The following is a 16,446-nucleotide window of genomic DNA, read 5'->3' on the forward strand; positions in this document are numbered from 1 at the left end:
ACTATTTAAAAGAACAATCCACCTCGTGGTCATTTACCATGCCAACTGCTTGCATATAGGCATAGCAAATAGTACTTCCAAAAAATTTCATTCCTCGTTTTTTTAAGTCTTTCGCAATGGCATCGGATTCAGCGGATGTTGTCATAAATGACCTGTAGTTATCAACTTTATTGTTGATTATTTGCTGATTGGGCATAAAAGAATATAAATAGCTATAAAATGATCCGAATTCTTTCTGAATGCTTAGAAATATAATTGCGTTGGATATGGCTGCTTTCACTTTTCCTCTGTTACGTATTACTTCAGGGTCTTGAAGGATACGATCTACATCTTCGTCCGTAAATTGAGCGACCTTTTGAGCATCGAAATCGGCAAAATTCCGTCGATAGCCTTCTCTTTTTCGTAATATGGTGATCCAGCTAAGACCGGCCTGTGCCGACTCCAAAATCAAAAATTCAAATAAAGTTTTATCATCGGTTACCGCTTTGCCCCATTCCTCATCATGGTAAGCCATGTAAAGCGGGTCATTGCCGCACCATCCGCATCTTTTTATCATATATACGTCTCTGTTATTGTTATAATTCGTTCAGTGGGTCCCAGTAAATGGTCTTGAAGTTAACTACTCGATCGTTTTCTACTGTGATTCCTTCGTTTTCTAAGAGCTGCTGCATCAAGGTGGGATGACCGAAAGCTGCTTTAGCACTTAACTGGCCTTTGCTGTTTAGTACGCGGTGTGCGGGAACCGGTGGATCAGCTTTTCCGGCATTTCCCATTGCGTAACCTACCATTCGTGCAGCACCGTCCCTTCCAAGTGCCCGTGCGATAGCTCCATAAGAAGTAACCCTTCCTTCCGGAATCTGTCTAACCAACGCATAAACACACTCGTAAAAATTTAGTTCTTCCACCGTGGAACTTGCTTAAATTGCTAAATTAGTTATTTTCCCTATTAAAAACTGCATCTTTGTGTCATGTCTAAAGGAACGTTATATTTATTGCCGGTACCGTTATCTGATCAGGCAGCATCGGCGTCTTATACCACTTATTTTTCTGAGGTCGTCAATGCGATTGATGAGTATATCGTCGAAAACGAAAAAACGGCCCGTAAATTTTTAAAGCAAGCAGGATTGAAAATGCCGCAGCAACAATTGGTCCTTCATGATTATGGGAAACATGCAAGAGATGAATACGATAAAGATCGCTTTTTTAAGGCCTTGCTGGAAGGTAAGGACGTCGGTTTAATGAGCGAGGCGGGTTGTCCGGGAATTGCGGATCCAGGCGCAGATATTGTTGCCCGAGCCCATCAACTGGGTATTAAAGTGAGACCGCTTGTGGGGCCTAACTCGATGATATTGGCGTTGATGGCTTCAGGATTCAATGGGCAAACTTTTGCGTTCCATGGATATTTGCCTATTGATAAAGCGGCCCGTGCAAAGAAAATAAAAGAATTAGAACAGGTTGCTCAGAAAGCTAAGCAAACCCAGTTATTTATGGAAACTCCTTTTCGAAATAATCAATTGTTGGAAGAAGTGTTGAAGGTATGCTCCCCTAAAACCCGTTTATGCATTGCGTGCAATATTACCGATCCGGATGAATGGATCAGTAGTGATAGCATTGAGAACTGGAAAAAGAAAAAGGTGGATCTGCATAAAAAACCAGCGATTTTTTTACTGCTTTAAGGATTATCTTAAATAAGTAATGCTGTTATTCCAAACAGCGCGTACCTTAAGATTTAATCTTTTAGTACACGCTGTTAATTTGTACAATGGGAATCAAAACGTTTCCGTTCGATTATCATCCCATGCTTGGTTCCATTCAATCTGAAATTGATTCTGTTTGTCTGCATCCACTAGTAGTTTACCTTTAAACAGTAACTGTACATTGTTTTTTATGGAGCTGCTGACTGTAAAGGTCCTCAATAATGTATCGTCCTCATCATAAACATTTACGATATAACCTAATTCAACAGGGTTGCTTACATCCCCAATGAATTGATTAAAACTTAAGCTTTTATGATCGCTATTGAATAGTGGATAAAATACAATGTTTGTTGCTTCATCTTCTACGGAACTTGGAGAGGTGCTAAATGGGGTGTAAACAAGTGGGGCATGTTCGCTATGGATGCTAATTTTCCGTACATGAGCCAAGTCTTCTTCGTCCGTAAATTCAAATTTCACCTGACTAAAATACCGTTTCAGGCTAACGTCGATTTGTGTATTGCTGTTAACCTCCAAATGGGGGATGTGCGCCCCGAAGATATGTGCATCGTGGTTGCTGAAATGATTAGAAAGGTATAGATCAGAGGCCGTTGTTAGGACTTGTGGCAATAATAACTCCGCTTTTGAAACATTGGAGGTAATGAAGGCGTAATAGCTTCCCGAAGATAATTTAAAGGATAAATCAACTCCTTCGTCCGAAGGATTGAACGTCGTACTGCCTTGCAATGCTAGTAAATGGTCGTCCGCATTAAAGATAAAATAATGGATTTTGCTAATGTTGTCTGTCGACTCTTCCGGCCTGTCTTGATTATAAATACCGGAAAGGCGGAAGTTATCGAGTTTAAAAGTACCACGATTTGGATCGAAATCGTTCGCATCTCCCCTTTCGCCTTCAAAAGGCTCTATCTTGATCGTTAAACGTTGCGCTTGTATAATCGTACGCAGATCCGATAAATTAAACTCATAACTATTTCTAGCATTGTCTTTCGTGTTGGCAAACTGATTGTCGGCTGATAAAAGCGTGTAGGAGTTGCCATTGTCTGTTGAGAAATACAGGCTAAAGTTCTTCGGACCGGTTCCCGAGCTTCCTACATCAAAGGCCAGTTTGCTTATCTCAGAAACGCCCGTCAACGGCATAGTAATCACCAAAGATTGTAAGCCTTTTAAACTTAAGCTTCTACCAGCTGGATAAGGACTCAATCCGTAACCAGCTGTAAAACCAGGTGATGTGTCAGCTGCTTGAAAGGATATAGATGCTGATGAAGTGTTGATTGCTATATCCGGTAATAAATTTTCCTCATTAAAAGACCAAAAGTATACATATTGTTCCTGAGGACTCGGCTCTAATGGCATCGCAGACACTAAGCTAGGGGCTCCGTGGCTAGACAATCGCGACAAACTCAAGGAATGAGGGCTTGCAAGTGGTGTAATACTTGTTGAAAAGCCCTTAAGCTTAAAACGAACAGTGTGTAAGGTCTCTTCCTGCGGTTTGGTTGGAAGCTGAGGTGCCGGTTTCTCACAACTTAAAAACAGAAAAGGGAAAAGGAGAAACAAGAGGCAAGATTTGTAAAGTAACGTTTTCATAATCCGTTTAGTTTTTTAGGTTATAGGTAGGTTTTCCTTATAAAGCGATAAGAAAACCATGAATGAGACGGATAATGTCAATTATCGGTGACTCTCTTTGCAATAATAGCTAATTCTGCCTTAACTGTCTAAGACAGAGCTAAGAATGAACAAAGTGAACAGGATGATAAATTGCGTGTGGGATAGGTTAAGCGTGCCTAAAGCCATTTCGGTTTTAGGCATGCTACTAAAGAGGAGGCTAGTAGTTTATAAGGTCAAAGCCAATATCTCTCCTAAAATTTTTACCCTCAAAGTAAATCCGCCCAGCATCAGCTGTGGCTTGCTGTAGGGCTTCCAGCAGATTGTCTTTAAGAGCAGTTACAGCAATAACACGGCCTCCGGCCGTTTTGACTTCTTCGTTAACAAGCGTTGTACCGGCATGGAATAGCAAAGATTCTTTGACATTTTCCAATCCGCTGATTATTTTGCCATTCTCATATTTCCCTGGGTATCCGCCGGATACCAACATGACAGTAGCTGCAGTTTTTTCTGACACTTTAAATGATTTTGTCGCTAGATTTTCTTCGGCTACTCCCATTAATAAATCGACGAAATCACTTTCGATACGAATGAGTACGCTCTCCGTTTCCGGATCCCCCATTCGTACATTGTATTCTACGACATAAGGATTACCGTCGTCATTCATTAAACCTATAAAGATAAAGCCTTTATAGGGAATATTATCCTTTCTTAGGCCTTCGATGGTGGGCTTAATGATGTCCTTTTCGACTTTAAGCAAAAAAGCTTCGTCCGCAAAAGGTACAGGTGAAACGGAACCCATCCCACCGGTGTTTAAACCTGTATCGCCTTCTCCTATACGTTTATAGTCTTTTGCTGCTGGTAAAACCTTATAGTCTTTTCCGTCTGTCAAGACAAAAACAGATAATTCTATGCCTTTTAAAAAGTCCTCAACAACAACCTTGTTGCTTGCTTCGCCGAATTTAGCATCGGCCAACATGGCGCGAAGTTCCGTTTTTGCCTCTATCAAATCAGCGCAGATCAGCACTCCCTTTCCGGCGGCTAAACCATCTGCTTTTAAAACGATGGGTAATTTTCTGGTCTCGAGGTATTGTAAACCTTCTTCCAAGGTTTCTTTTGTAAACGAACGGGAGGCTGCTGTTGGAATTGCATGGCGTTGCATGAATTGTTTAGAAAAGTCTTTACTCCCCTCTAATTGGGCTCCGTCTGCCGTCGGTCCAATCACAGGAATATTGCTCAACTGTGCATCTTGCAAAAAATAATCATGAATACCCTTTACTAACGGCTCTTCCGGGCCAACTACTACAAGGTGGATATCGTTCTCTAGTGCAAAGGTACCTAACGAAGCAAAATCAGTAACCTTGATATCTACGTTTTTTCCGTAAGCGCCGGTGCCCGCATTCCCGGGAGCAATAAATAATTGTGAGGTTAATGGACTTTGAGCAATCTTATAAGCAAAAGCACTCTCCCTTCCCCCGGAACCAATCAATAAAATATTCATATGTAAATAATTATTCATTCGTGTTTGCATTCAATTGTATTCATGAATGCTTCGCATTTGTTCTTTAATGGTCATACCCGCCTACCGGTAGGCAGGTGGAATATCCAGATTATTTTATTCGTAACCTGTTTGTTTTTTATACACTCATGCTACTTCGTGGTCATTGAGTTTATGTTTGGCAATCATGGATATTTCATTTCTTAAATTTTGAGGATATTCCTACCAATACCGCAAAGTTATTTTTTTTCATGAATTATTGAGCTGCTTTATGAAAGCTTTTTCCTTTTATCAATCATCACCGGAAAAAGTGTATCTTGTGGAATCGTTAAGTAGTTGAATAGCGAAGTGGTTGAGTAGTTGAGTAGTACCTTTCTATCAAAGTTGCAACAATTACTCACACCGAATAACCAATAACGGATAACAAATAACTAACAGCCAAAGAACATGGAATATTTAAAATTGGAGATAAGAGAGCATATTGCTCATATCATGCTAAACAGAGGAAGTTCCAATGCATTACATGCCGAAATGGTTGCGGAATTAAAAGATACGCTTGAGATCGTAGGGAATGATGAACGCATCGGCGGAATTATACTTTATGGGAAGGAGGGCTTTTTTAGTGCCGGATTGGATTTAATCAGTTTGTACAATTATGATGAGAAGCAAATAAAAGCTTTTTGGTATCAATTTCTAGATCTTGTAAAAACGTTTGTTTCCTTTCCCAAGCCGGCTGTTGCTGCTATTGGTGGGCATAGCCCGGCAGGCGGATGTGTGCTGGCTCTTTGTTGTGACTACCGAATAATGGCAGAAGGTGACTTTATTATCGGACTAAACGAGGTGCCTGTCGGTATTATTGTACCCGAGAGCATTTTTGAGCTATACAGCTTTTGGATAGGAAAGGCCAAAGCTTATCGGTATTTGCTGACGGGCGAATTGTTACAGCCGCAACGCGCTTTAGAAGAAGGGTTGATTGATGAGCTGGTACCAATAAATCAACTACACACGAAGGCCGATAAGCAAATGAAAAGGTATTTGAATTTTAATTGGAATACCTGGCAACAAAGTAAGAGAGAATTACGCAAGGAGCTTGTTCATCGATTCAATCAAGATGCTACAGAAGTAGTTGATAAATTGCTTGCACAGTGGTGGGAACCTTCCACAAGAGGCATACTCAAGACAATCATTGGTAATTTAACAAAGAAGTGATGTTCAGATGAAAGAATTTCTAAGGTAAGTTTTTAAATAGCCACAAAAGTCTGCATAATTATGGAAAAAATACAAGGCGCGCTACGCGATGATGCGCTTAAAGGAAAAACAATAGTTGTAACAGGAGGTGGTACCGGTTTAGGGAAAGCCATGAGTACCTACTTTTCGGCACTTGGCGCCAATTTGATCATTGCGAGTAGAAGGCAGGAAGTGTTGGATAATACGGCAAAAGAAATCATGGATAGCACAAAAGGCCAGGTATTGGCGATTGCCTGTGACGTTCGCAAAACAGAGGATATAGAAACCGTTTTGGTTAAGGGAGTGGAAAGCTTTGGTAAAATAGATGCGCTCGTAAATAATGCAGCGGGGAACTTTATATCGCCTACAGAGAAGTTATCCGCTAATGCCTTTTCAGCCGTGATCGATATTGTCTTAAAGGGGACGGTTAATGCGACGCTTGCCTTTGGAAAATATTGGATAGAAAATAAAATAAAAGCTTCGGTTTTAAATATAGTCACAACTTACGCGTTTACGGGCTCTGCTTATGTTGCACCTTCGGCAGCAGCAAAAGGAGGCGTGCTGGCTTTAACACGATCGCTCGCAGTAGAGTGGGGAAAATATGGTATTCGGCATAATGCCATTGCCCCTGGTCCTTTCCCAACTAAAGGAGCATGGGAGCGCTTATTGCCGGGAGCGCTTGCTGAAAAGTTTGATTTTCGAACTAGGGTTCCGCTTAAACGGGTTGGCGACCATCAGGAGTTAGCCAATTTAGCAGCCTTTTTGCTCTCTGATTACGCGCTCTTTGTGAACGGTGAAGTGGTTACGATAGATGGAGGTGAATGGTTGCAAGGTGCCGGACAGTTTAGTGCGATGGAAGCTATTCCGGAAGAGATGTGGGAACAGCTCATACAGCAGGGAAAAAAAACGAAGGGAAGCTAGCACAAAAAAAATAAACATTTGTGAAAAAAAGTAACTTTATCTAAGTTTGCTAAACTTATCCGGATATTAATTTGACGTATTCATTAGCTCGACTGCCTCGCTTTTAATGGGGATTTCCAGTGAGTAATAATGAAATTTAGATAGCGCTTTGAACAATGAAGATGGCTGAAACACAAGTACAGGAAGAGACCTTTACACTGGAAGAAATTCTCTCGGTTACTAAAGAGTATCATCGGTTAATCTTGTGGAACGATGACATAAATACATTCGACCATGTAATTCACTGCCTAATGAAGTATTTAGACTATAGCGAAAGTCAGGCTGAGAAAATTGCATGGAAGGTGCATAACGAAGGGAAATGTGCGGTACTGGAGGGCACATACACTGAAGTGGATGTTTATAGGAAAATTCTGAAAGAAGAGGGCTTAACCGTTAGCATTGAGTAGTTCCTTCGTTATTGAAGTGTACCGATCGCCTCTTCCAACTCGTCTTGTGTGGTTTTCGTTTTATCTTTCGTATACCATAACATCACTTTTTCAATCCATTCCTCTTTACTTAAACCCATAACTTTTAGCGATTCGATGTATAGCTGCAGTTCTTTAGGCCGTGGCCCCCAGTTAAGTATCTCTTTATTTTCGGCCACGTCATAGATAATCAATTTCGGAATCCCACGTGCCCCATTGGTTAAATATTGGTCCATATAATCTGTATTGCTGTCTCTCAAAACGATAAATAAATCAATCTGGCTAGGATTGGCTTCCGCTATTTTGGCTATAACCGGTAATATCTGAGCAGCATCCCCACACCAAGCTTCTGTAATGACGGTAAAAACATATTGTCGTTTCAATTGTGAAAGCTTCGTAAGCAAAGACTTTTTCAGAGTGATCATTTTACCAATGCGCTGCATTCTTACCAGATTTAATGCCGTAAAATTGGCTAAAAACGAGGATTGGTCAGGACCTGTAGTCTGTCTTTTTTCTACAAGCTGTTTCACCAGTTCTATATAAGCATCGTAGCTAAATCTTTCTTGCGGTATATGGTTTAAAGACATGCCGCGAAGATACTGTAATAATGGTGTTACGGGTTAATCTTATTGTCAAAAAAGGAGTCCTAGACTAATTGATAATGTTAATTTTGACGGCGTCAGATAAAGCTAAAATTAAATAGATTCATACAATGAAGTTACAAGTGGTAAGAAATATTACATTATTCTTAACCTTATGCCTAGGACCTTTCCTTTTGCAGGCGCAAGACCTTGCGAAGATAAGCGGCATTGTTGTCGATTCCGTCAGTAGTCGACCCATAGACTTTGCTAGCGTAACCTTAATGAACCAACAGACGAACCAAGTAATAAAAGGCGGGCAAACCGATGATGACGGTAAGTTTATTTTTTCCGGCATACCGGCTGGGACTTACCTATTACGCGCCAGCTTTGTTGGCTATGATGCTTATGAAAAGCGATCTCTACGTGTAACCGGTACACAAACACTGGCATTAGGGAACCTAAAGCTAAGCCCTTCGGCAAGTACCATGTTAAAGGAAGTGGTAATAGAAGGGACACCGCCTGCTATGCAAATGGGGATTGATCGAAAGATTTTTAATCCTGAACAAAGTATCGTGAGTGCAGGAGGAAGCGCTTCTGAACTATTGGCTAATGTACCTTCCCTGTCGGTGGATATGGATGGAAATGTGGGGTTGAGAGGTTCTACAAATGTTAAAATCTTAATCGACGGAAAACAATCGGCATTAGCCGGCAGCAATATTAACAGTCTATTGGAATCATTACCTGCCAATTCTATACAACGAATCGAAGTGATGACAAATCCGTCCGCTAAATACGACCCGGAAGGACAAGGGGGCATTGTCAATATTATTTTGAAAAAAAACATCCGTACAGGCTTTAACGGCATGGCTCGTGCAGGAGGTGGTTCTTTTAACAATTACAATGCAGGGATCGACCTAAACTATCGCGATACGAAATTTAACTATTTTGGAGGCTACGATTTCAGACGAAGAAATAATCCAGGGAGCGGCTTTAATAATAATATTTACAATGATGGAAGTAGGGTATACAATATAAGCGATAACCAACGGAAGGGGAATAGTCACACCGTTCGTTTAGGAGCTGATTTTTTTGCAACAGAAAAAACTACCTTAGGATTATCGGCTAATCTTAATTTACGTGATAATATTCGGCGAGAGGACCTATTTTATACTTATTACGATGCAACAGGCTCCGTCATCGGTACGAGTCCACGCTACACTAACCAGAATGAGGACGATACAGGTTACGAGTTCAATTTCGATTTCAAACGGGAATTTAAACGCGAAGGGGAAGAATTAACTGCCAATGTATCATACGGTAGAAGTAAAGAGGACGGCATCCAGACCTTTGAGCAAACGGCAACGGATCCTTCCATTGTAATTGATCCCGGTCGGATTAATGATACGTATGAAGATGGTGAAAACGTTAATATACAAGTCGATTATGTGCTTCCCTTTAGCAAGGAACAAAAGCTTGAGACAGGATACAGAACAACTTTACGTTACAGCGATGAACAGCAATTGTCCGACGCATTTTCTCCATCCACGGGGCAATATGAACGAGATTATAACCTAACAAATGACTTCAATATGGATGATATTGTCCATGCTCTTTATGCTAATTACCAGAACAAGCTAAGCGACAAATTCGGTTATCAGGTTGGTCTACGTGCTGAACAGGCTTATTTAAATACCGAGTACCTTTCTTATGATCCGAATTTAGCCCCTGAAGACCGGTCGACTAAAGGGCGACTGGATTATTTCCGTGTTTATCCAAGCATCTACCTGACACAGGAACTCTCAGAAGGTTCATCCTTACAACTGAGTTACACACGTCGAGTTAACCGTCCTCGCGGATGGCAAGTGAATCCTTTTTTGGATATCTCTGATCCCGTAAATTATAGACAAGGAAATCCAAACCTTAAGCCGGAAGATATTCACTCCCTGGAATTAGCGTATAGTAAAAAGCTGGGAAAAATGAACCTAACCTCTTCGGTATACCATCGCATTACGAACGATGTAGTGGAAATGATCGTCGATTCGGCAGCGTCAGGCACTAATGTTACCTATTCAACCTTCCGTAACATTAGTCAAAATCGCGCAACGGGGATTGAACTTATTTCGCAGTTCACACTGAACCAAAATTTTGATTTTATGGCCAACTTCAATGGAAACTACCAGTCATTCAGTGGGAGTGAAGAATACGGCGTTGACGCAAACAGCGGTTTTAACTGGGATGCTAACTTAACGGCCAATGGCAGGATTGCTAAGGGCCTGACCGCTCAACTTAGAGGGAATTATATGGCTCCACGTGTCATGGCACAAGGGACATCGACCAGCATGTTTTTTGCGGATGCCGGACTCAAGTGGTCTGTTTTGGAAGATAAGGGAAGTATCATGTTGAATGTTCAAAATATCTTCAACAAGGCCCGGTTTGGAGGAACAAGAACAACTGCGCAGTTTTACAGCGAATTCCAACGTAATTTCATGAAAGGTCCGCGTGCTATGTTGACACTTTCTTATCGCTTTGGCAAACGTAACCCCGATCAAGAACGCAAGCGTAGAAGAGAAGAAAATACGGAAGATTTCCAAAGTGGTGGCGAAATGCAGTAAAATATTTCGCCGCTATAAATTACTTCTTTATGGCAGCTAAGCTAACCGATAAACTTTCATATAAAGGAAAGTTTGGCTAAGTTTGCTAACGATAAAAACTAGACAACATGTATACAGGACTTAAACATTTACATTCGGGGCTGCGCTATGTGGTTCTTTTATTGTTAATATTAGCGATTATTTCAGCGATAAGCGGATTGGCTGGAAAGAAACCCTACACAGAAGGAAATCGTAAATTGAATTTATTTACCTTAATTTCGGGCCACATCCAGTTATTGATAGGTTTAGCACTGTATGCAATGAGCTCGATGGTTACGTTTAACGATATGAGCAACGTCATGAAAACTGCGAACCTGCGTTATTGGACAGTGGAACATATTAGTATGATGGTATTGGCCATTATATTAATAACCGTAGGGCATTCCAAATCAAAAAAGGCGATGGATGCCTCCGCTAAACACAAGTCTATTGCTGTATTTTACACGATTGCTTTGGTTATTATACTGGCCGCTATTATGATGGCTGTTGGAAAAGGCTTTATAACCTTCTGGGGATTCTAAAGGCTTGAGCCTTTTTATGTTAACTTTAGTCAAAAAAATTTGAAATATTAAAATTTTATAGTAGGTTTGCTTTATCATGACAATCGATACTACAATACGCAACTGGTGGTGGCCTGTTAAAGAACAGCGCCGGGAGCATATATAATGGCATAGATTGATCAACCAAAGCCGAAACTTATAAACCCGACGCATATACGTCGGGTTTTTTTGTGCTTATGATTACAGCAATGTTAACAATTTAAGAATGGAGACATATCAATTAAAGACGAGATTTAAAAAGTTATTAGCGGACACGACCACACCGGTGAGTATATATTTACGATTGCGGGACGTTTTTCCCAATAGTCTACTGTTGGAAAGTTCAGATTACCACAGTCGCGAAAATAGCATGAGTTATGTTTGTTGCAGTCCAATAGCTGGTATCAGCCTCAATGAAAAGCAGTTAAATATGTATTTTCCCGATGGCCAAAAACGCAGCAAGCCAGCAGATGCCGTTAATTTAAGAGAAGAAGTTTCCAATTTTCGCCGGTCTTTCGCGGCTGATAACCTTGATGATTTCAAATTTATTACGAACGGGTTATTTGGATATTTCACCTTTGATACCGTTGCTCATTTCGAAGATATCACTTTAAAGACACCTATTGATGAAGCACGAAATATTCCTTTTCTGCAGTATCACGTCTATCGTTATGTGATTGCCATCGACCATTTCCGTAATGAGCTCTATGTGTTTGAGCATTATTTGGGTGAACCTGAGGAAGACGGTTTGAGCAAAATCCAGTACTTGATTCAAAATAAAAATTTTCCTGAATACAAATTTGAGCTTAATGGCGAGGAGCGTTCCAATAAAACGGATGAGGAATACAAATCATTGGTTGAAAAAACGAAAGAGCATATCTTCCGAGGAGATGTGTTTCAGATTGTTCCGTCGCGAGCTTTTAGTAGGCCGTTTTTAGGAGACGAGTTTAACGTTTACAGAAGCTTACGTTCCGTGAACCCATCTCCGTATTTATTTTATTTTGACTATGGTAACTTTAAATTATTCGGCTCTTCGCCGGAAGCCCAACTGACAATTAAGGGGAATGAGGCGTCCATTTATCCTATTGCAGGAACTTTCAAAAGAACGGGAAATACTATAGAGGATCTTCGAGTTGCGGAAGCTTTGAAGAACGACCCTAAGGAAAGTGCAGAGCATGTTATGTTGGTTGATTTAGCACGGAACGACTTAAGTAGGCACTGCATCGATGTGGAAGTTAGATCCTTCAAGGAGGCGCAATTCTATTCGCATGTCATTCACCTCGTTTCGAAAGTGAGTGGAACCTTACAGGACGGGGCTAATCCTTTTGATGTGGTAGGCGATACCTTTCCGGCCGGAACCTTGAGCGGTGCACCCAAACATATGGCCATGCAGTTGATCGATCGCTACGAGAAACAACAACGTGGATTTTATAGTGGCGCCATCGGCTTTATGGGTTTCAATGGAGATTTCAATCATGCGATCATGATCCGAACTTTTTTGAGCAAGAATAATAGATTGCACTACCAAGCTGGGGGTGGTGTGGTAGCAGACTCGTCGGCAGAAGGCGAATTAAATGAAGTTAATAATAAAATAGCCGCTCTCAGAAAAGCGTTAACTTTAGCCGAAGAGCTCTAGGCTGTTGATAAGAAATAGTTAAGTAGTGAAATGGCGAGGTAGCTGAGGCTGATTGCTGATAGCTAAAAGCCGATAGAAATGAATAAATAAGCTGACAGCAGATTGCTGAAGGCTAAACGCTGATAAAAACAACAATGACGCAGAAAAAACTTGCTACTGAACCAAAGATACTGGTGGTAGATAATTACGATTCTTTTACCTTTAATTTAGTGCATCTGCTGCAAGAATGTGGCTTGGATTGCACAGTGGTTAGAAATGACAAATTTCGCATCGAAGAGGTGGCGGCTTATGATAAAATTTTGCTTTCGCCCGGGCCCGGGATTCCGGAAGAAGCCGGGCTCCTCATGGACGTTATTCGTACTTATGGTGCATCTAAAAGTATTCTCGGTATCTGTTTGGGACAGCAAGCAATCGCTGAAGTATATGGAGGGAAACTATTTAATCTTAAAAGGCCTGTGCATGGTACCGCAACTCCCTTAAAGATTCTAAAATCAACGGAACCGTTATTTAAAGGCTTGCCCGAACGCTTTAACATTGGTCGTTATCATTCTTGGGCCGTAGCACAGGAACAATTTCCCGAAGAGCTTGAGATAACCGCTGTCGATGATGAGGGGGTGATTATGGCCTTGTCTCATCGCTATTATGATGTAAAGGGTTTACAGTTCCATCCTGAATCTGTTTTAAGTGAGCACGGAAAACAAATGATCGCCAACTGGTTGAATAATTAATCGGCATACAATGAATATACTGGATAAGATTATAAGCAGAAAAAGAGAAGAACTATTAATTGCTAAACAGCAAGTAACAATAGATGACCTGATGCGTCGGCCACTTTTCGATCGTACTTGTTACAATCTCAGAGACTCGGTACTTGATCCGCAGAGAACCGGCATTATTGCAGAATATAAGAGAGCCTCTCCATCAAAAGGCGTAATCAATGATCAGGTTACCGTTGAAGAAGTTACCAGGGGATATGCAGAGGCAGGTGCCTCCGCTATTTCAGTTTTAACTGATCGTGATTTCTTTAAGGGCAGTTTACAAGATTTAATAAAAGCTCGGGAAACGGTGAATGTACCTTTGTTACGAAAAGATTTTATCATTGACGAATATCAGATAGCCGAAGCAAAAGCATATGGTGCCGATATCATATTGTTAATAGCCGCTGTTTTAAATAATGAAGAGGTGGAATCGCTGGCCAAATATGCTAAAAACTTAGGTTTGAATGTGCTTTTAGAAGTACATAACCAGCAGGAGCTGGAAACGAATTTATTCGACACGGTAGATGCTATTGGCGTAAACAACCGAAACCTTAAAGATTTTACAGTATCAATTGATCACTCGTTAGCGCTGGTGAACCGCATTCCGGAATCCTTTGTTAAAGTTTCGGAAAGCGGCATAAGCGATCCTCTTGTTATTAAGCAATTGAAAAAGGCGGGTTTTCAGGCGTTCTTGATCGGTGAAAACTTCATGAAAACAACGGACCCTTCAGCATCGATTAAACAGTTCGTGAACGAATTATAATTTACGCAGTCGATTGCTTTACACAAAAAGATGAACATCTGCCAAAAAGCTAGTCAATTTATTATGAGGTATATAATATTTCGTTATTTTTGCGTCTCACCTTAAATGAAACTATCCTCAAAAATGGCTAGATTAAATCTATTGGAAGAAACGCGTTTCGAGAAACTCCCCGTAACCGTTTACAAAAATTCAAAGGCAGCCTCATTAGCTGTCGCTGCTCGTATTGCAACCCTAATTAAAGAAAAGCAAGAAAAAGGTGAGCAGGCCGTATTAGGTCTCGCTACAGGTGCAACTCCTGTTCAAGTTTATGCAGAGCTTGTACGACTTCACCGCGAAGAAGGACTAAGCTTTCAAAACGTTACTACTTTTAATTTGGATGAATATTATCCCATGCAACCCGACTCTGCCCAGAGTTATGTTACCTTTATGAACAAAAACTTATTTGATCATATCGATATTAAGCGGGAAAATATTAACATCCCTGATGGAACACTCGATCTATCGGACATACCGACCTATTGTATGGAGTATGAGCGTAAGATCAGTGAACTGGGTGGTTTGGATTTTCAACTTTTAGGAATCGGTAGAACCGGCCACATAGGTTTCAATGAGCCTGGTTCGGCCCCGAATTCAGGTACCCGTTTGGTTACTTTGGACGACCTTACCCGTCGAGATGCGTCTCGCGATTTTGGGGGGAAGGAGAACGTGCCAACGAAGGCTATTACTATGGGTATCGGTACCATTTTTAAGGCTCGCGAAATCATTTTGATGGCTTGGAGTCCTGTTAAGGCCGAAATTGTTAAAAAGGCAGTGGAGGGGGAAATGTCTTCGGATGTGCCCGCAACCTTCCTTCAGCTTTCTGATAATGTTGAATTCGTTTTGGATGAGGGAGCCGCAAGTGAATTGACCCGTTTCAACACGCCTTGGTTGGTCAAAGACTGTGTTTGGAACTCTAAAACCATAAAAAAGGCAGTAATTTGGTTGGCCCAAACGGTTAAAAAGCCAATTCTCAAATTAACCGAAGAAGATTACAACAACCATGGCATGGCGCAATTGGCCACGGAAAAAGGGCCGGTTTATAACATTAATATAGATATTTTTAATCAGCTTCAACATACGATTACCGGTTGGCCGGGAGGGAAACCTAACGCGGATGATAGTCAGCGTCCTGAACGTGCAGTGCCTGCGAGGAAAAATGCGATTATCTTTTCACCACACCCGGATGATGACGTAATTTCTATGGGTGGTACTTTTATACGTTTGGCTGATCAGGGACATAATGTACACGTTGCTTATCAGACTTCCGGGAACACAGCTGTTTGGGATGATGATGTCTTACGGTATATAGAATTTGCTACTGACTTTACAAAGTCGCTGAATTTAGGGACCCAAAAATTAGAAGCATTATATAACGAAACCCGAAGATTTATAGCAGCCAAAAAACCGAACCAAATTGATACAGAAGAAATCCGTACCATTAAGGGGCTAATTCGTAAAGGAGAAGCAATAGCGGGTGCCCGATTTGCGGGTCTGCCTGACGAAAATATCCATTTTCAGGATTTACCTTTTTACGATAGGGGCAAATTTTCAAAGGTTGTATCTTATGAGGACGATATCGTAAAGACGATGGAGTTATTGCAGCAAATCAAACCGCATCAGGTTTTTGCAGCCGGTGATTTTGCCGATCCGCATGGAACGCATAAAGTTTGTTTCGACATTATTTTGGAAGCGTTGACCCGATTAAGTAAAACGGAGGAGTGGACAAAAGATTGCTGGTTGTGGCTATATAGAGGGGCATGGCACGAGTTTGAGATTCATGAAATAGAAATGGCCGTTCCCTTGTCACCACAAGAAGTGATTCGGAAACGCCACGCTATTTTTAAACATCAATCACAAAAAGATCTGCCTGTGTTTCCGGGAGATGATGCTCGTGAGTTCTGGGTACGTGCCGAGGATAGAACCAGTGAAACGGCGAGAAAATACGATGAACTAGGTTTAGCGGATTATGAAGCCATTGAGGCTTTTGTTCGCTGGAAATTTTAATGAATACAGATTGGGTTTGTTTAAGTATCTATTGAGATGCTTGAACAA

At 41.1% G+C, this 16,446-nt stretch carries 15 protein-coding genes; 10 read left to right on the top strand and 5 right to left on the bottom strand.

Going from position 1 to position 16,446, the window contains the following annotated elements; genetic code table 11:
- Position 1 precedes the first annotated feature (1 nt).
- On the bottom strand, positions 2–556 hold the full coding sequence (locus FKG96_RS04415; protein ID WP_013664784.1) for a DNA-3-methyladenine glycosylase I: 555 nt from the start codon (positions 554–556) through the stop codon (positions 2–4).
- A 19-nt stretch (positions 557–575) separates the two neighbouring features.
- Entirely contained in the window at positions 576–905 is a 330-nt protein-coding gene (locus FKG96_RS04420) for an MGMT family protein (RefSeq protein ID WP_013664785.1), read from the bottom strand.
- 63 nt (positions 906–968) lie between these two features.
- On the opposite strand from FKG96_RS04420, the gene FKG96_RS04425 reads away from it, so the two are divergent.
- The gene (locus tag FKG96_RS04425) at positions 969–1,676 is read left to right on the top strand and encodes an SAM-dependent methyltransferase (RefSeq protein WP_130854525.1); all 708 of its coding nucleotides are present in this window, start codon (positions 969–971) and stop codon (positions 1,674–1,676) included.
- Positions 1,677–1,769: 93 nt separating this feature from the next.
- Here the strand turns inward: FKG96_RS04425 and FKG96_RS04430 are convergent, their stop codons facing one another.
- On the bottom strand, positions 1,770–3,299 hold the full coding sequence (locus tag FKG96_RS04430; protein WP_130854524.1) for a hypothetical protein: 1,530 nt from the start codon (positions 3,297–3,299) through the stop codon (positions 1,770–1,772).
- 238 nt (positions 3,300–3,537) lie between these two features.
- Positions 3,538–4,818: a phosphoribosylamine--glycine ligase gene (gene purD / locus FKG96_RS04435; RefSeq protein WP_130854523.1), complete on the bottom strand. Its 1,281-nt coding sequence runs from the start codon at positions 4,816–4,818 to the stop codon at positions 3,538–3,540.
- A 444-nt stretch (positions 4,819–5,262) separates the two neighbouring features.
- On the opposite strand from purD, the gene FKG96_RS04440 reads away from it, so the two are divergent.
- The 3 genes from FKG96_RS04440 to FKG96_RS04450 all read left to right on the top strand — a co-directional run bounded on the left by FKG96_RS04440 (position 5,263) and on the right by FKG96_RS04450 (position 7,409).
- Complete coding sequence (locus FKG96_RS04440; protein WP_013664789.1) at positions 5,263–6,024, top strand: enoyl-CoA hydratase/isomerase family protein; 762 nt, start codon at positions 5,263–5,265, stop codon at positions 6,022–6,024.
- 60 nt (positions 6,025–6,084) lie between these two features.
- Positions 6,085–6,963 (top strand): SDR family oxidoreductase, encoded by an 879-nt coding sequence (locus FKG96_RS04445; protein WP_013664790.1) that lies wholly within the window; start codon positions 6,085–6,087, stop codon positions 6,961–6,963.
- Positions 6,964–7,118: 155 nt separating this feature from the next.
- The gene (locus tag FKG96_RS04450) at positions 7,119–7,409 is read left to right on the top strand and encodes an ATP-dependent Clp protease adaptor ClpS (RefSeq protein ID WP_013664791.1); all 291 of its coding nucleotides are present in this window, start codon (positions 7,119–7,121) and stop codon (positions 7,407–7,409) included.
- A gap of 8 nt (positions 7,410–7,417) precedes the next feature.
- Here FKG96_RS04450 and FKG96_RS04455 read toward each other — a convergent pair whose 3' ends face one another.
- Positions 7,418–8,014, bottom strand: a complete 597-nt coding sequence (locus FKG96_RS04455) for a thioredoxin family protein (protein ID WP_130854521.1) — start codon at positions 8,012–8,014, stop codon at positions 7,418–7,420.
- 125 nt (positions 8,015–8,139) lie between these two features.
- On the opposite strand from FKG96_RS04455, the gene FKG96_RS04460 reads away from it, so the two are divergent.
- The 6 genes from FKG96_RS04460 to nagB all read left to right on the top strand — a co-directional run bounded on the left by FKG96_RS04460 (position 8,140) and on the right by nagB (position 16,398).
- Positions 8,140–10,620: an outer membrane beta-barrel family protein gene (locus tag FKG96_RS04460; protein ID WP_013664793.1), complete on the top strand. Its 2,481-nt coding sequence runs from the start codon at positions 8,140–8,142 to the stop codon at positions 10,618–10,620.
- Positions 10,621–10,727: 107 nt separating this feature from the next.
- The gene (locus FKG96_RS04465; RefSeq protein ID WP_130854520.1) at positions 10,728–11,180 is read left to right on the top strand and encodes a cytochrome B; all 453 of its coding nucleotides are present in this window, start codon (positions 10,728–10,730) and stop codon (positions 11,178–11,180) included.
- Positions 11,181–11,424: 244 nt separating this feature from the next.
- Positions 11,425–12,834, top strand: coding sequence for an anthranilate synthase component I family protein (locus FKG96_RS04470; RefSeq protein WP_130854519.1), 1,410 nt, complete (start codon positions 11,425–11,427; stop codon positions 12,832–12,834).
- A 134-nt stretch (positions 12,835–12,968) separates the two neighbouring features.
- Complete coding sequence (locus FKG96_RS04475; RefSeq protein WP_013664796.1) at positions 12,969–13,562, top strand: aminodeoxychorismate/anthranilate synthase component II; 594 nt, start codon at positions 12,969–12,971, stop codon at positions 13,560–13,562.
- Positions 13,563–13,572: 10 nt separating this feature from the next.
- Positions 13,573–14,355, top strand: coding sequence for an indole-3-glycerol phosphate synthase TrpC (gene trpC / locus FKG96_RS04480; protein ID WP_130854518.1), 783 nt, complete (start codon positions 13,573–13,575; stop codon positions 14,353–14,355).
- A gap of 123 nt (positions 14,356–14,478) precedes the next feature.
- The gene (gene nagB / locus FKG96_RS04485; protein ID WP_130854517.1) at positions 14,479–16,398 is read left to right on the top strand and encodes a glucosamine-6-phosphate deaminase; all 1,920 of its coding nucleotides are present in this window, start codon (positions 14,479–14,481) and stop codon (positions 16,396–16,398) included.
- The last annotated feature ends 48 nt before the right edge of the window (positions 16,399–16,446 follow it).

This window comes from Olivibacter sp. LS-1, assembly GCF_008245145.1.
GTDB classification, from domain to species: domain Bacteria; phylum Bacteroidota; class Bacteroidia; order Sphingobacteriales; family Sphingobacteriaceae; genus Olivibacter; species Olivibacter oleidegradans.

Coding starts and splice junctions, on each gene's coding strand:
- FKG96_RS04475 (WP_013664796.1), top strand. CDS start 12,969: ATGACGCAGAAAAAACTTGCTACTGAACCAAAGATACTGGTGGTAGAT.
- FKG96_RS04425 (WP_130854525.1), top strand. CDS start 969: ATGTCTAAAGGAACGTTATATTTATTGCCGGTACCGTTATCTGATCAG.
- FKG96_RS04455 (WP_130854521.1), bottom strand. CDS start 8,014: ATGTCTTTAAACCATATACCGCAAGAAAGATTTAGCTACGATGCTTAT.
- nagB (WP_130854517.1), top strand. CDS start 14,479: ATGGCTAGATTAAATCTATTGGAAGAAACGCGTTTCGAGAAACTCCCC.
- FKG96_RS04445 (WP_013664790.1), top strand. CDS start 6,085: ATGGAAAAAATACAAGGCGCGCTACGCGATGATGCGCTTAAAGGAAAA.
- FKG96_RS04460 (WP_013664793.1), top strand. CDS start 8,140: ATGAAGTTACAAGTGGTAAGAAATATTACATTATTCTTAACCTTATGC.
- FKG96_RS04470 (WP_130854519.1), top strand. CDS start 11,425: ATGGAGACATATCAATTAAAGACGAGATTTAAAAAGTTATTAGCGGAC.
- FKG96_RS04440 (WP_013664789.1), top strand. CDS start 5,263: ATGGAATATTTAAAATTGGAGATAAGAGAGCATATTGCTCATATCATG.
- purD (WP_130854523.1), bottom strand. CDS start 4,818: ATGAATATTTTATTGATTGGTTCCGGGGGAAGGGAGAGTGCTTTTGCT.
- FKG96_RS04430 (WP_130854524.1), bottom strand. CDS start 3,299: ATGAAAACGTTACTTTACAAATCTTGCCTCTTGTTTCTCCTTTTCCCT.
- trpC (WP_130854518.1), top strand. CDS start 13,573: ATGAATATACTGGATAAGATTATAAGCAGAAAAAGAGAAGAACTATTA.
- FKG96_RS04465 (WP_130854520.1), top strand. CDS start 10,728: ATGTATACAGGACTTAAACATTTACATTCGGGGCTGCGCTATGTGGTT.
- FKG96_RS04415 (WP_013664784.1), bottom strand. CDS start 556: ATGATAAAAAGATGCGGATGGTGCGGCAATGACCCGCTTTACATGGCT.
- FKG96_RS04450 (WP_013664791.1), top strand. CDS start 7,119: ATGAAGATGGCTGAAACACAAGTACAGGAAGAGACCTTTACACTGGAA.